General features: G+C 64.8%; 15 protein-coding genes. 1 reads left to right on the forward strand and 14 read right to left on the reverse strand.

The window, feature by feature from the left end:
- Window positions 1-6: 6 nt before the first annotated feature.
- The 11 genes from KUW00_RS04345 to KUW00_RS04395 all read right to left on the reverse strand — a co-directional run bounded on the left by KUW00_RS04345 (window position 7) and on the right by KUW00_RS04395 (window position 10,872).
- The gene (locus KUW00_RS04345) at window positions 7-777 is read right to left on the reverse strand and encodes an ABC transporter ATP-binding protein (protein WP_222568298.1); all 771 of its coding nucleotides are present in this window, start codon (window positions 775-777) and stop codon (window positions 7-9) included.
- Window positions 774-1,592 (reverse strand): ABC transporter ATP-binding protein, encoded by an 819-nt coding sequence (locus KUW00_RS04350; RefSeq protein WP_222568299.1) that lies wholly within the window; start codon window positions 1,590-1,592, stop codon window positions 774-776. Before KUW00_RS04350 ends, KUW00_RS04345 begins: the two co-directional genes overlap by 4 nt.
- Window positions 1,589-2,683, reverse strand: coding sequence for a branched-chain amino acid ABC transporter permease (locus KUW00_RS04355; RefSeq protein ID WP_222568300.1), 1,095 nt, complete (start codon window positions 2,681-2,683; stop codon window positions 1,589-1,591). Before KUW00_RS04355 ends, KUW00_RS04350 begins: the two co-directional genes overlap by 4 nt.
- Before the next feature lie 91 nt (window positions 2,684-2,774).
- Complete coding sequence (locus KUW00_RS04360) at window positions 2,775-3,635, reverse strand: branched-chain amino acid ABC transporter permease (protein ID WP_045991438.1); 861 nt, start codon at window positions 3,633-3,635, stop codon at window positions 2,775-2,777.
- 90 nt (window positions 3,636-3,725) lie between these two features.
- Window positions 3,726-5,015 carry an ABC transporter substrate-binding protein gene (locus KUW00_RS04365; protein WP_222568301.1) on the reverse strand — a complete coding sequence of 430 codons (1,290 nt, stop codon included), beginning with the start codon at window positions 5,013-5,015 and terminating at the stop codon, window positions 3,726-3,728.
- A 159-nt stretch (window positions 5,016-5,174) separates the two neighbouring features.
- Window positions 5,175-6,194 (reverse strand): benzoate 1,2-dioxygenase electron transfer component BenC, encoded by a 1,020-nt coding sequence (benC, locus tag KUW00_RS04370; RefSeq protein ID WP_222568302.1) that lies wholly within the window; start codon window positions 6,192-6,194, stop codon window positions 5,175-5,177.
- 20 nt (window positions 6,195-6,214) lie between these two features.
- Window positions 6,215-6,703 carry a benzoate 1,2-dioxygenase small subunit gene (gene benB, locus KUW00_RS04375; RefSeq protein WP_108131177.1) on the reverse strand — a complete coding sequence of 163 codons (489 nt, stop codon included), beginning with the start codon at window positions 6,701-6,703 and terminating at the stop codon, window positions 6,215-6,217.
- A gap of 23 nt (window positions 6,704-6,726) precedes the next feature.
- On the reverse strand, window positions 6,727-8,094 hold the full coding sequence (locus tag KUW00_RS04380) for a Rieske 2Fe-2S domain-containing protein (protein WP_222568303.1): 1,368 nt from the start codon (window positions 8,092-8,094) through the stop codon (window positions 6,727-6,729).
- A 227-nt stretch (window positions 8,095-8,321) separates the two neighbouring features.
- Window positions 8,322-9,281, reverse strand: coding sequence for a catechol 1,2-dioxygenase (gene catA / locus KUW00_RS04385; RefSeq protein ID WP_213230054.1), 960 nt, complete (start codon window positions 9,279-9,281; stop codon window positions 8,322-8,324).
- 106 nt (window positions 9,282-9,387) lie between these two features.
- Window positions 9,388-9,678 carry a muconolactone Delta-isomerase gene (catC, locus tag KUW00_RS04390; protein ID WP_045991433.1) on the reverse strand — a complete coding sequence of 97 codons (291 nt, stop codon included), beginning with the start codon at window positions 9,676-9,678 and terminating at the stop codon, window positions 9,388-9,390.
- Window positions 9,679-9,753: 75 nt separating this feature from the next.
- Window positions 9,754-10,872 (reverse strand): muconate/chloromuconate family cycloisomerase, encoded by a 1,119-nt coding sequence (locus KUW00_RS04395; protein ID WP_222568304.1) that lies wholly within the window; start codon window positions 10,870-10,872, stop codon window positions 9,754-9,756.
- A gap of 286 nt (window positions 10,873-11,158) precedes the next feature.
- On the opposite strand from KUW00_RS04395, the gene KUW00_RS04400 reads away from it, so the two are divergent.
- A complete protein-coding gene (locus KUW00_RS04400; RefSeq protein ID WP_045991431.1) occupies window positions 11,159-12,061 on the forward strand; it encodes a LysR family transcriptional regulator in 903 nt (300 codons plus the stop codon).
- Window positions 12,062-12,122: 61 nt separating this feature from the next.
- On the opposite strand, the gene KUW00_RS04405 is transcribed toward KUW00_RS04400, so the two are convergent.
- The 3 genes from KUW00_RS04405 to pcaH form a co-directional block, all read right to left on the reverse strand.
- Window positions 12,123-12,485: a RidA family protein gene (locus KUW00_RS04405; protein WP_222568305.1), complete on the reverse strand. Its 363-nt coding sequence runs from the start codon at window positions 12,483-12,485 to the stop codon at window positions 12,123-12,125.
- Between the two features lie 131 nt (window positions 12,486-12,616).
- Window positions 12,617-13,255 (reverse strand): protocatechuate 3,4-dioxygenase subunit alpha, encoded by a 639-nt coding sequence (gene pcaG, locus KUW00_RS04410; protein WP_222568306.1) that lies wholly within the window; start codon window positions 13,253-13,255, stop codon window positions 12,617-12,619.
- A 62-nt stretch (window positions 13,256-13,317) separates the two neighbouring features.
- The gene (pcaH, locus tag KUW00_RS04415; RefSeq protein WP_045991428.1) at window positions 13,318-14,055 is read right to left on the reverse strand and encodes a protocatechuate 3,4-dioxygenase subunit beta; all 738 of its coding nucleotides are present in this window, start codon (window positions 14,053-14,055) and stop codon (window positions 13,318-13,320) included.
- Window positions 14,056-14,170 lie beyond the last annotated feature (115 nt).

The following is a 14,170-nucleotide window of genomic DNA, read 5'->3' on the forward strand; positions in this document are numbered from 1 at the left end:
GTGGCCTCAGCCCACACCGAGGTGGGTATCAAGGATCGAGGGGTCGGCCCTCAGCGCCTGGCTGTCACCGTCGAACACCACCTTGCCTTTGACGATCAACAGGTGGCGGTCGCCCACCTCGAGCAGGTTGTCGATGTTCTTGTCGACGATGATGCTGGCGATGCCCGAGGCCTTGATGGTGCGCAGGATCGACCAGATCTCGTCGCGGATCAGCGGCGCCAGCCCTTCGGTAGCCTCGTCGAGGATCAACAGCCGCGGGTTGAGCATCAGCGCGCGACCGATCGACAGCATCTGCTGCTCGCCGCCGGACAGCAGCGAACCATCGTGGCCGATGCGCTCCTTGAGCCGGGGAAAGGTGTCCAGCACCCGCTCGATATCCCAGTCGGTACTGCCGTCAGTCCCCGGACGTGCAGCCATCACCAGATGCTCGCGCACGCTGATACCGGGAAAGATGCCCCGCCCTTCCGGCACGTAGCCGATGCCCTGACGGATGATCTGCCAGGGACGGCGCTTGCGGGTATCCACCCCCATGATCCGCACCTCGCCATGGCGCGGCGGCACGAAGCCGAGGATCGACTTCAAGGTGGTGGTCTTGCCCATCCCGTTGCGACCGAGCAGGCTCAGCGTCTCGCCGGCCCTGAGGGTCAGGTCCACCCCGTGCAGCACATGGCTTTCGCCGTAGAAGGTGTGCAGGCCGGTGGCCTCGATCAACGGCGACTCGACATCCTCGGCAGCGTCCACCCGTTGCGTTCCTGCCTCCTTGATCGCCACGTTCATGACGTCACCTCGCTATTGCTGGAGCCGTTGCCGATATCGACGCTATCGCTGGGGCGACTTTCCTCGCTGCTGTCGTGACGTCCCAGATAGACGTCACGCACCGTTTCGCTTGCACGAATGCTCTCGGTGTCGCCGCTTTCCAGTACGCAACCGTCGACCATCACGGTGATGCTATCGGCCAGGCGGAACACCGAGTCCATGTCGTGTTCGATCAACACGATGGTGTAGTCGCGAGACAGCCGCTTGAGCAGGTCGGCGACCTGGTCGGTCTCCTCCCGGCCCATGCCGGCCATCGGCTCGTCCAGCAGCATCAGCTGTGGCTGGGTCGCCAGCACCATGGCGATCTGCAGCTGGCGCTGCTCGCCGTAGCTCATGCCGGAGGACACCGTATGGGCCCGGGTCACCAGACCACAGGTGTCCAGCGCGGCCAGCGCCCGCTCATCGACTTCGCGGGCCCGCCGGCGCGAGCGCCAGCTGCCGATGACGCCACCGTGGTGGATACGCGCGGCCAGCTGGCAGTTCTGCAGACAGCTCAGGCGCGGAAAGATGTTGGTCTTCTGGTGGCTGCGACCGATACCGAGTCGGGCGACCTGGTGGGCCTTCTTGCCCTGGATCGCGCTGCCGCGATACTCGATCTCGCCGCGGGTCGGCGGAATCTCGCCGGACAGCAGGTTGATCAGGGTGCTCTTGCCGGCACCGTTGGGACCGAGGATGGCGTGGATCTCGCCCTGCTCGACCTCGAAGTCGACGTCATTGACCGCCAGCAGGCCACCGAAGCTGCGGGTCAGCCCGCGGGTCTTGAGCATGCTGCTCATGAGGACACCCCCCCGGCACTTTTGCCGACGTTCTTGCCGTCGCTGTCGGAGGCGGAAGTCTGTCTGCCCGTCGCCAAATTGTCCTTGCCACCGCCAAGCCGCCCCAGCAGCGAGGCCTTTCGCCCCGGCGGGTCGAGCAGCAGCCCGGCGATGCCCTTGGGCAGCACCAGCACCGCGACGATGATGGTCAGGCCCATCAGGATCGGCCAGTGGTTGGTCAGGTGCTCGTAGAAGTACAGCAGCAGTTCGTAGGCGAAGGCGCCGAGGATCGGCCCGAAGATGGTGCCCATGCCGCCGAGGATGACCATCATCAACACCTCGCCGGAGTGGTGCCAGCCAAGCTGGGCCGGGTTGGCGAAGCCGTACTGCATGGCCGCCAGCATGCCGGCGACGCCGGCGATCATCGCCGAGACCACGAAGGCGATCAGCTTGTAGCCGGTGGTGGCGTAGCCCAGCGCCTGCATGCGGTGCTCGTTGTCGTGGATGCCATCGAGCACCTGGCCGAAGTGGGAACGGGTCAGGGCGCGCAGGATAAGGTAGACCGCCACCAGGAGCGCCAGGCAGAAGTAGAAGAACGTCAGCGGGTTGTCGAGGTCGATCAGCGGCGTCTCGCCCATGGCAAGGCTCGGGCGGAACATGATGAAGACGCCGTCGGTACCGCCGGTCATGCTGGAGGTGCTGACGGTGTAGAACAGCATCTGGCCGAAGGCCAGGGTGGTCATGATGAAGAAGATGCCCTTGGTACGCAGCACCAGCAGGCCGACGATGGCGGCGACCAGGCCGGAGACCAGCATCACCAGCGGCAGCATCCACCACAGCGAGGCGGCGCTGAAGTCGGGGCTGGCCATCGCCAGGGTGTAGGCCCCCAGGCCGAAGAACAGCGCATGGCCCAGGCTGACCAGGCCAAGGATACCGACCAGCAGGTCGAGACTGACGGCGAACAGGGCGAAGATCAGCATCAGGGTCAGCTTCTCCATGAAGAAGGCGCTGGACTCCCCGAATACCGCCGGCCCCCAGGCCGGATAGGCGATCAGCAGCGCCAGGCCCGCCAGCAGCAGGACCGTCACGCGCTTGGGATATCGATGCAACATGGTGTTTCTCCTCCAGACGGGTGTCCCGTCTGCAAAGGGGTCCGATCAGGCGGCAAGGGATGCCCGAGCGGAGGGTGATTGTCGTCGGGTCTCAGGCGAACAGGCCGCGCGGCTTGATCAACAGCACCAGCGCCATGATCAGGTAGATCAGCATGCTGGCGAGACTCGGGATCAGCACCGGACCGAAGGTCTCGGCCATGCCGATCAACAGCGCGCCGAAGAAGGCCCCCTTGATCGAGCCGATGCCGCCGATGACCACCACCACAAAGCAGGTGATCAAGATCGAGTCACCCATGCCCGGCGTGATCGACGACAGCGGCGCCGCCATCATCCCGGCGAAGGCCGCCAGGGCCACGCCGACACTGAAGATCAAGGTGAACAGGGTGCGGATATTGATGCCGAGCCCTTCGACCATCTCGCGATTGACGGCGCCGGCGCGGATCACGATACCGAGCCGGGTGTGGCGGATGATCCAGTAGATGGCCCCCGCCAGTACCAGGCACACCGCCGCCACGAACAGCCGATAGACCGGGTACTGCAGGTTGTCGGTCAGGGCGATGGCGCCGGTAAAGGGCTCCGGCAGCGCCACCGAGTGGACGTCGCCACCCCAGATGATGCGCTGGGCCTCGTTGAGCACCAGGATCAGGCCGAAGGTCAAAAGTACCTGGTAGAGGTGGTCACGCTTGTACAAGGTGTCGAGAAACAGCCGCTCGATGACCAGCCCCAGCAGCACCGCGATGGGCACCGCGATCAGGATCGCCAGCCAGAAGTTGCCGAGGCGCTGGGTCAGGTCGAAGGCCAGGTAGGCGCCGATCATGTACATGGCGCCGTGGGCCAGGTTGATGATGCCCATGATGCCGAAGATCAGCGTCAGGCCGCTGGCGATGAGGAACAGCAACAGCCCGTACTGAAAGCCGTTGAGCAGCTGCACCCCGAAGAAGGCAAGGTCCATGAAGAACTCCTTTGGCGTTGGCCCGCCCGAGAGCGCCCGGTATTCGCGCGCGCCTCGGCGAGGTCATTGACGCGGTGAACGAAGGTCGCCTCAGCTCTTCATCGGGCAGGCGCTATCGGGAACTTCCAGCTGCTCGCTGGCGATCGAGGTGACGTGGTGCTCGCCGTCCCTGACCTCGCGCAGGTAGACGTTCTGGATCGGGTGGTGGGAGGCCGAGAAGCTCACCGGGCCGCGCGGGCTGTCGAGCTCTACCGCTTCCAGCGCCGCGATCAGCGCCTCGCGGTCGGGCTCGCCGTCAATCGATGCGTAGGCCTGGGCCAGCAGCTTGCCGGCGTCGTAGCCCTGCACCGCGTAGGTGTCCGGGGCCTCGCCGTAGGCTTCCTGGTAGGCCGAGACGAAGGCCTGGTTCTGGGGGGTGTCCAGGGTCTCGGCGTAGTGCATGGTGGTCTGCACGCCGTTGGCGGCCTCACCCAAAGCCCCCAGGTTGCCGTCGGTCAAGAAGCCCGAGCCATACAGCGGAATGCTGTCGTTGAGTCCAGCGGCGGCGTAGTCCCGCACGAAGCCGACCCCGCCGCCACCGGCGAAGAAAGTGTAGACGGCGTCAGGGGCGATGCTGGCGATCTGCGCCAGGTAGGTCTGGAACTCGGTGCTCGGAAACGGCACCAGGATCTGCTCGACGATCTCGCCACCGGCATCGGTGAAGGCCTGCTCGAAGCCGGCCAGGTCTTCCTTGCCGCCGGCGTAGTCCCAGGTGATGGTGACGATCTTGCGATGGCCCTGATCATAGGCCACCTGCCCCATGGGATAGCTGTTCTGCCACATGCTGAACGAGGTGCGAAAGACGTTGGGCATGCACAGCTGGTTGGTGGCCGCCTCGAGTCCGGCGTTGGGAATGATGGTGATGGCGCCGGTCTGCTTGGCCACCCGCAGCATGCCCATGGCGACGCCGGAGTGGACCGGACCGATGACCACGTCGACGCCATCACCCTTGACCAGGCGGCTCATGTTCTGGGGCGCCTTGGAGGGGTTGGCCTCGGAGTCCAGGGTCACGTACTCGACGCCATGACCACCGAGGCTGCCGCCCTCCTGCTCGATGGCGAGCTTCAGCCCATTGGTGATGGACTCGCCCAGTGCCGCGTAGGTGCCGGAGTACGGCAGCATCAGCCCGAGCTTGACGTCGTGCTCGGCCAGGGCCTGGGTGGACAGGGCGGCGCCGGCCAGCGCCAGGGTCGCGGCCTGCAGCGAACGTGCAAGCGGGCCAGGGCGCCGGGATGACAGGGAAGCCTGGCGGCGGCTGTACGTGTTATCGGTGATGGGCGTGTTATCGGTGCTGGGCGTGTTATCGGTATTGAGGTTTTTATCGATAGTGAGCTTGGCCATGATCATGTCTCGTCAGGTTGTGATTATCGTTATGAGATTGCGGGGCTCTCGGTCGACCGGACGCCCCGGCCTGCGGCTGTCTGTTGTCGGCTGACGGCTGTCTCTTGTCGGCAAGGGCGAAAGGTCTCCCTCGCCGAATCTGGTTCCGGGCAGGACGCGTCAGTTGGGCGTGAACTTTTCGTAGTGAAAGCTCGCCGGCTTGATGCCCTGCTGGTCGAAGTGCTTTAGCACCGCGTCCACCATCGGGGGCGGGCCGCACAGGTAGACGTCGACGTCGCCGTCATGCAGCTTCTGCGGGTCCATGTGATGGGTGACGTAGCCCTTGCGCTCGTGGCTGCTGTCCTCGTCGGCGACCACCGTCAGGTAGTCGAAGTCGGGCAGCGCCTCGACCGCCGCGTCGAGCTCTTCGCACTTGACCAGATGATCGTCCTTGGTCACGCCATAGATCATGTGGATCGGCTGGCCTGCTCCCTCGCCCTGGGCCTCGAGCGCGGCAAGCTGCTTGAGCATCGACAGGAAGGGAGCAAGCCCGGTGCCGCCGGCCAGCATCAGGATCGGGCGCTGGATGGCGCGCAGGTAGAAGCTGCCCATGGGGCCGGTCACCGCCATGGCGTCACCGGCCTTGGCCTTGTCCGCCAGATAGCCGCTCATCAGCCCGTCCGGCACATTGCGGATCAGGAAGCTGGCGCGGGATTCCCCCGGCAGCGAGCTGAACGAATAGCTTCTGTGCTCACCACAGCCCGGTACCTCCAGGTGCACGTACTGCCCCGGCAGGAAGTTCAGCGGCTCGCCTTCGATATCGATGGCAAGCTCGATGGAGTCCTCGGACAAGGGTTCGACGTGGACCACCGTGGAGGCACGGCTGTCGACCTCGGTCTTGCATACGGTCGAGGCCACCGGCACCGACAGCACGCAGTCAGAGGACGGCACCATCTGGCAGGTCAGCACCTGCCCCTCGTGCAGCTCCTCGTCGGACAACGCCTCATCGATGTACTCGTTACCCAGCTCGAACTCGCCCTGGTCGCAGTGGCACTTGCAGGTGCCGCAGACGCCGTCGGAGCAGTCCATCGGCAGGTTGACCTTGTTGCGGTAGGCCGCATCGAGGACGGTCTCGCCCTCGTTGCAGTCGATAAAGCGCGACACCCCGTCTTCGAAGTTGAGCGCGATGGTGAAGCTCATGGTCGTTCTCCTTCACCGACTTAAATGTGATAAACGTCGATGACCTGGTGGATATAATCGTTATTGAGCTGCACCTTCTTGCGCGTGATAAGCGGGCTGTCGCCGGACACGTCCAGGGTGTAGAAAGACACCCCGAAGTAGCTGTCGGTCTGCTTGTAGCGGTGGCTCAGGGTGTGCCAGTTGAAGCGCACCTCCAGGCTGTCGCCCTCCTCCTTCATCACCTCGATATTGGTGATCTGGTGGGTGGTGCGCGGCTCCGGCGTGCTGGCGCCACTGCGCTCGGTCTTGATCCGATAGACGCGATCCTCGAGCCCTTCCCGATTGGGGTAGTAGATCAGCGAGATCTCGCTGTTCGGGTCGCCGGTCAGGGTGTCGTCGTCGTCCCAGCAGGGCATCCAGAACTCGGCTTTCTTGTGGTACAGGGTCAGCCACTCGTCCCACTCGCGTTCGTCCAGAAGGCGTGCTTCGCGATAAAGAAAGGCCTGGATGTCGTGATAGCTGATGCTCATGATTCGTCTCCTTTCCGCAGGATTCAGGCTGAGGCCGTGGCGATGAACTGGCTGCGTTCCTTGTCGATGGCGCGCAGCATTTCCTCGACCCAGTGCTGGTGGTGCAGCACGTAGAGGCCTTCGTCCTCCGGCGAGGCACCGCTCTTCAGCGGCTTCATGTCGATGGCGCTGGCGTCTTCGTCGGGACCATCGATCCATTGCTTGGCGCCACGCGACAGGTCATTCCACTCGGCCAGGGCACCGTTGTAGCCGTTCTGGCAGCCGCGGAACTCTTCCAGGTCATCCGGCGTGCCCATACCGCTGACGTTGAAGAAGTCCTCGTACTGGCGGATGCGCACGCGACGGTTCTCCGCCGATTCACCCTTGGGCGCGAAGCAGTAGATGGTCACCTCGGTACGATCCACCGCCAGCGGACGCAGCACCCGAATCTGGGTCGAGAACTGGTCCATCAGATAGACGTTGGGGTACAGACACAGGTTGCGGGTCTGGTTGACGATGTTGTCGGCGCGGGCCTCGCCCAGTTCCTTCTCGATACGCTCCTTGTGCTCGTAGACCGGACGCACCTCGGGATTGAGCAGCCGGGTCCACAGCATCATGTGGCCGTTCTCGTAGGAGTAGAAACCGCCCTTGGACTTGGACCAGCCGTCGGCGTCCACCGCCTTAGTGCCGCCTTCGTCGTAGTTGCGACGGTCCATGGTGGAGGCGTAGTTCCAGTGCACGGTGCTGACGTGGTAGCCGTCGGCGCCGTTCTCGGCCTGCAGCTTCCAGTTGCCGGTGTAGGTGTAGGACGAGGTGCCGCGCAGGATCTCGAGACCTTCCGGGGCCTGGTCGACGATGTTGTCGATGACCTTCATGGTCTCGCCCAGGTACTCCTCGATGGGCATGACGTCGTCGCTCAGGCTGCCGAACAGGAAGCCCTTGTAATTGCTGAATTTGGGCAGGCGTTTGAGGTCGTGGGAGCCGTCCTGCTTGAAGGCGTCCGGGTAGGCGCCGGCCTTCTCGTTCTTGGCCTTGAGCAGACGCCCGTCGTTCTTGAAGGTCCAGCCGTGGAAGGGACAGGTGAAGGTGCCCTTGTTGCCCTGCTTACGACGGCAGAGGGTGGCACCGCGGTGGGCGCAGGCGTTGATCAGGGCGTGAAGCTCGCCCTCCTTGTCGCGGGTGATGACCACCGGCTGGCGCCCCATGTTCAGGGTGAAGTAGTCACCGGGCTCGGCGATCTGACTCTCGTGGGCCATGAACAGCCAGTTGCCCTCGAAGATGTGCTTCATCTCGAGCTCGAAGAACTCGGGGTCGGTGAACATGCTGCGGTGGCAGCGAAAGACGCCCTGTTCGGGGTCATCCTCGACGGCACCACGCACGCGGGCTTCGATTTGATCGAGTTTGTTGCTCATCGTTGTTCTCCTCTCTATCACGGTCCGCTCACACGGGCGGCTCACACAGACAGCTCATTCGAGTCGCTCGTCCCGCCGGCCCCTTGGGGCGGCCTGCCCGCAGGGCAGGCCTGGTCTGGCTTGGCGCGGCGCGATTTACCTCGGGACTGCCCACCACAGGGCTGTCCATCACAGCGAGTCCCGTGACACTCGGTGGTCGGTTCAGGGTTGTCGCGAGTCCAGGCGGCTCAGCCGTCCTCGAGGGCGCGGGGGCGCTTGTGGCGCTGCTGCAGCTCGGTCTCGCTGGTGGCGGCAAGCTCGATGTCGAACACCACCTCGGTGAAGGGCCCCTCGAGGCCACGATCGCTGGCCTCGCTGGCGTCCTCGATGCGCCTGGCGTCCACCACCAGCTCCTCGCGGGTGGCGAAGGCGAAGTCGTCGTAGGTGTAGGGGTCGCCGGCGAGGTTGATCTGGGTGGTCAGGTGCTTGTACCCGGGCGCCGAGATAAAGAAGTGGATATGCGCCGGACGCTGGCCATGACGACCGAGCAGGTCCAGCACCTGCTGGGTCGGGCTGTCCGGGGGGCAACCGTAGCCGGAGGGGATGATGCTGCGCGCGCGATAGCGGCCATCGGCATCGGTGTAGATGGTACGACGCAGGTGGAAGTCGGCCTGGGACGGGTCGAAGAAGCTGTAGTTGCCCTTGCTGTCGGCGTGCCAGATCTCGACCTTGGCCCGGGAGATCGGCTGGCCCTGGGTATCGCGTACCTGACCGGTCAGCCACATTACCTCGGCGTCGGTGTCCGAGCCGTCGTCCAGGCGCGCCTCGCCCTCGGACTCCGGGGCACCGGCGACGTACAGGGGCCCCTCGATGGTGCGCGGGGTACCCCCGGCAAGGCCGCGGGCGGCGTCCTCGGCGTCCATGCGCATGTCGAGGTAATGATCGAAGCCCAGACCCGGGGCCAGCAGGCCGTACTGGGTCTCGGCGCCAAGCGCGTTGAGCACGCTGACGCCCTGCCAGAATTCTTCCGGGGTGACGTCGAAGTCATCGATCAGCTTGTACAGGTCCGACAGCAGACGGTGCAGGATTTCCTTGGCCCGCTCGTTGCCTTCGGTCTTGTCGAAGCCAGCGACGGTATTGAGGAAGTCCTGGACTTCCGGGGTGTCGAAGATGCGCACTGACTTGGTGGTGGGATTGAGACTGTTCATCTGGCGGTCCTCAGGTGTGGCGTACTTGTCGTTATCGTTGTTGGCGGTACTGGCCGGGGCCTGGCGATTCGCCCTGCCCCGACGTCTGGCTGGCCAGGGGCAGACCCTAGCTGTCGTCATCGCGGATCGAGGACGGGTGGCGGCACAGCGGCTTGACGCGAATCTCCATGTAGGGAAACAGCGGCAGGTTCGATACCAGCTCCTGCAGCTCGGCGTTGTCGGCCACGTCGAACACGCTGACGTTGGAATAGCTGCCGGCCACCCGCCACAGATGGCGCCACTTGCCGGAGCGCTGCAGCTCCTGGGCGTAGTCCTTCTCGCGGGCCTTGATCTCGGCGGCGCGCTCCGGCGCCATATCCGGCGGCAGCTTGACGGTCATTTCCACCTGAAACAGCATCCTGATTCTCCTCTCGATCGGGGGCCGTCGATGCAGCCCTGGAGGCTCGCGCGGCCGGTTTGATGGCGATGTCGCTTAGCTGCGCGCGTACTCGCGCAGTTTGTCGTGGTCCAGTTCGAGCCCGAGTCCCGGGCCTTGCGGCAGCGCCACGCCAAAGTCGTCGTAGCGCAGGGGGGTGGTGACGATGTCATCGGTCAACAGCAAGGGGCCGAACATCTCGGTGCCCCAGGCCATCTCGGGCAGGGTCGCCCAGGCGTGCAGCGAAGCGGCGGTACCGATGGTGCCCTCGAGCATGGTGCCGCCGTAGAGGCCAATGCCCCCGGCGTCGGCCAGATGAGCCAGGCGCAGCGCGCCGCGCGGCCCGGCGCTCTTGGCGATCTTCAGGGCGAAGGCGCCGCTGAAGCCGGACTCGATCAGCGCCAGCCCGCAACGCAGGTCCTGGACGCCTTCGTCGGCCAGCATGGTGACCTCGAAGCGATTGGCCAGCCGCGCCAGTCCTGCCCGCTCGTGGGCCGGAATGGGTTGCTCGATCAGGTCGACCCCGGCCTCCTCGAGGGCGGCGATGGCGCGCACCGCGGTGGCCTCGTCCCAGGCCTGGTTGACGTCGACCCTGACGCTGGCGCGATCCCCCAGGGCGGCCTTGATGGCGGCAACGTGGCGCACGTCGTGATCCACCGCGTTGGCGCCGATCTTGAGCTTGAAGTCGCGATGGCGACGCTGCTCGAGCCGCTTTCTGGCCTCCTCGATATCCTTGTCGGTGTCGCCACTGGCCAGTGTCCACAGCACCGGCAGGTGATCGTGGCGGGCGCCGCCCAGCAGTGTCGCCAGGGGCACCCCGAGACGCTTGCCCTGGGCATCCAGCAGCGCGGTCTCGAGCGCTGACTTGGCGATGACGTTGCCCTTGGCCAGCTTGTCGAGCCGGGCCATGGCGAGGTTGACGTTGTCCGCCGCCAGGCCGACCAGCGCCGGCGCCAGGTAGGTGTCAATGTTGACCTTCATGCTCTCCGGACTTTCCGGGCCATAGGCCAGGCCGCCGATGGTGGTGGCCTCGCCAATGCCTTCGATACCGTCTGCGCACTTGAGGCGTACGATCACCAGCGTCTGGGTGGCCATGGTGGCCATCGACAGCTTGTGCGGTCGGATGGTGGGCAGGTCGACCAGCAGGGTCTCGACGCTTTCGATCAGGGCGGTCATGGTGGCTCCGGCGATTACCATCAGCTCGTTGTCATCCACGGGCTGGCGATCTGGGTGGCGAACTGGGTGATGAGGAAAGCCGCAAGCGCTGTAAGCCTCGGCGACTCGTAAGCGATCAAGCCATACCTTGGTAAGATTTCTCTTACGATGCGAAGCACCACTGCCATCGACATCGGTAGAGACCTACGGCGGAAAGGCGCTTGATCCGGCGATTGAGTGCAGTGTGATTGTCTTTGAGGGGCACAACCAATATGGTCTGGGTAGATTGCAATACCCTGGAGGTATCATGGAGCTTCGACACCTGCGCTATTTCTGTGCCGCAGCGGAAGAGCTGAACATCACCCGGGCGGCCGCCAGGCTACATATGGCGCAGCCCCCTTTGACCCGGCAGATCAATCAGTTGGAGGAAGAACTGGGGGCCCAGTTATTCATTCGCGGCCCCCGGGGCCTGACCCTGACGCCCACCGGCAAGTTCTTCCATGAGCATGCCCTGCAGATGCTCGAGAAGCTCGATACCACGGTGGCGGCGGTACGCCGTATGTCTCGAAGCCACAAGGAAATGTTCGGTATCGGCTTTGTGCCTTCGCTGTTCTACGGGCAGCTGCCGCTGCTGGTGCGCGAGTTGCGACAAAAGGACGAGGTGGAGCTGACCCTGGCCGAATTGACCACGGTGGAGCAGGTGCAGGCGCTGAAGGCAGGACGTATCGATATCGGCTTCGGACGCCTGAGGATCGACGATCCCGACGTGGAACAGGAGGTGCTGTTCGAGGAACCGATGATGGCGGCGGTGCCGGAGGGCCACCCGCTGGTGGGCACCACCCCGACCATGGAGGAGCTCGCCCGCTACCCGCTGGTGCTGTACCCGGCGAGCCCGCGCCCGAGCCTTGCCGACCTGGTGCTGGGGCTGTTTCGCCGCCGAGGGCTCAAGGTCACGGTGGTGCAGGAGGCCAACGAGATGCAGACGGCGCTGGGCCTGGTGGTGTCGGACTTCGGCATCACCCTGGTGCCGGAGCAGGTCAAGCGACAGAACCGCGATGGCATTCGCTACCTGTACCTGGCAGAGAAGCACATCACCTCACCGATCGTCTGCAGCCGGCGCCGGGGAGAGACGCCCAGCGCGACCATGCAGGCGGCCAACGCCATCCTCGAGGTGCTGGTGGAGAATCGTAGGACGGGCAAGTACCCGTGAAACATATCGAGGGGCGGCAGGGCCAGGGCCCTGCCTGCGGCGCGTTGATAGCGCTGCGGTGTTAGCGAAACTCTTCCCCCGCCGCTGCCACGAAGGCCATCTCGATCAGCAGTTCGGGGTTGGCAAGCTCGGCCTTGACGCAGGCGCGACTGGGGGCGGTGCCGGGCTCGAACCAGGCCTCCCAGGCGACGTTCAGGGCATCGAAGTGGGCAAAGTCGGTCAGGTAGATGGTCACCGAGATGATCCGTGTCTTGTCGCTGGCCACCTTGGCCAGCGACTCCTCGGCCTGTTCGAAGATCTGCTCCACCTGGCCGGTGATATCGGCGCGGGTGTCCGCCTCGGCGACTTCGACGAAGTGGGCCATGCCATTGAACACGGTGATGTCGGACCAGCGGGGGGTGGGATTGATGCGGTGGATATCCATGGAGGTGCCTCGAAGCCAGGGCGGAAAAGACCGCTAGCATAGGCCATGGAAGCGTCGGTGCAAACGCGGGCAAATAACGACACGGACGCCGCGGTTCACGCCACGACGTCCGTGTGGTCAGGCGAACGCGATCAGAAGTCGAAGAACACCGTCTCTCCATCCCCCTGCAGCACGATATCCAGACGATAGCGTGGCAGGCCGCCTTCCCCGCCCTCTTCACGCCGGGCGATCAGCGTCTGGCGCCGGGCCGGCGACTCGATCGCACCCAACACCGGGCAACCGGCATTGGCTTTGTGCTCGTCATCGAAGTAGAGCCGGGTCTGCAGATGCAGGTTCACGCCCCGGGCGAAGATCGTCAGGTTGATGTGCGGGGCCATGGTGCGACCGTCGGGCCGGGCGATAGCGCCGGGCTTGACGGTGACAAAGCGCCACTCGCTGTTGCCCTCGGCGGTGGTCGCGGTACGCCCGAAGCTGTTGAACGGCGCCTTGAGGTCGAACGCCGTCTGATAGTCACCGTTGGCGTCGGCCTGCCAGGCCTCCAGCAGGGCGTCGCGGACCAGGTCGCCGTTGCCGTCGATGACCCGTCCTGCCACCTCGATACGCTCGCCTTCGGCGTTATCCTTGGCCAGTTCGTTCCAGATCTCCTCGTCGCGCTCGGGCAGGCCGGCGACGGCCAGCGCCAGGCCGATGTGCACGTAGGGGCCGGCGGTCTGGGACGCGGTCTCGCGCAGCATCAGGTTCGCGGTGGGGGTAAGGTTTGGCTGTTGCATGAGGTCTCCTCGCTGCCGTGAGCCGACTCGGGCACCACGGCACCTGTTGTTCCTGTTCTTGTTCACTGATTCTCGAAATAGGTCTGCAGTTCACCACGCACCACCAGGTCGAAGCGGTAGGCCAGGGCGTCCATGGGACGCGAGCGGGCCATGTCGAGTCGACCGATCATGGTGCCCACGGCCTCCTCGTCCTTCAGGGTCTGGACGATGGGGCAGATCGGAATCAGCGGGTCCCCCTCGAAGTACATCTGGGTGATCAACCGGGTGGAGATGGCCGGGCCCATGACGCTCACATGAATGTGCGCCGGGCGCCAGGTGTTGATGCCATTGGGCCAGGGATAGGGGCCGGGTTTGATGGTGCGGAAGTGATACCAGCCATCGTCGTCGGTGAGGCAGCGCCCGACGCCGCCGAAGTTGGGGTCCAGCGGGGCCAGATAGCTGTCCTTCTTGTGGCGATAGCGGCCACCGGCATTGGCCTGCCACATCTCCACCAGAGTCTGCGGCACCGGCTTGCCGAACTGGTCGACGACCCGGCCGAACATGATCACCCGCTCCCCCACCGGCAGACCGGGGCTATCGGCATCGCGGAAGTTCAACAGCAGGTCGTTGTCATGGGGTCCCATGCGCAGGCGGCTAAACTCGGGGCCGGTGAGTTCCGACACGCTGGGGGTCTGCAGGCTGACCAGCGCCTGGGAGGGCGAGCGCGGCACCGAGGTCTTGTAGCCGGGGGTGTAGGCGGCGGGGTGCCACTGGCGATCCCGCTCGACGAAGCGACGATTGAGGTTCCGATTGAGGGTCATGGGGGAAGAGGTCCTGGCGTGATTGTTGGTTGTTCACACGCGCCTCGAGACACGAGGCGATGATTGCAGTGTGACTAGCCACACCCGGGCTGCCAATTGAGACCTTGGCCGGTCA

The organism is Halomonas sp. DP5N14-9 (genome assembly GCF_019802175.1).
Taxonomy (GTDB): domain Bacteria; phylum Pseudomonadota; class Gammaproteobacteria; order Pseudomonadales; family Halomonadaceae; genus Halomonas; species Halomonas litopenaei.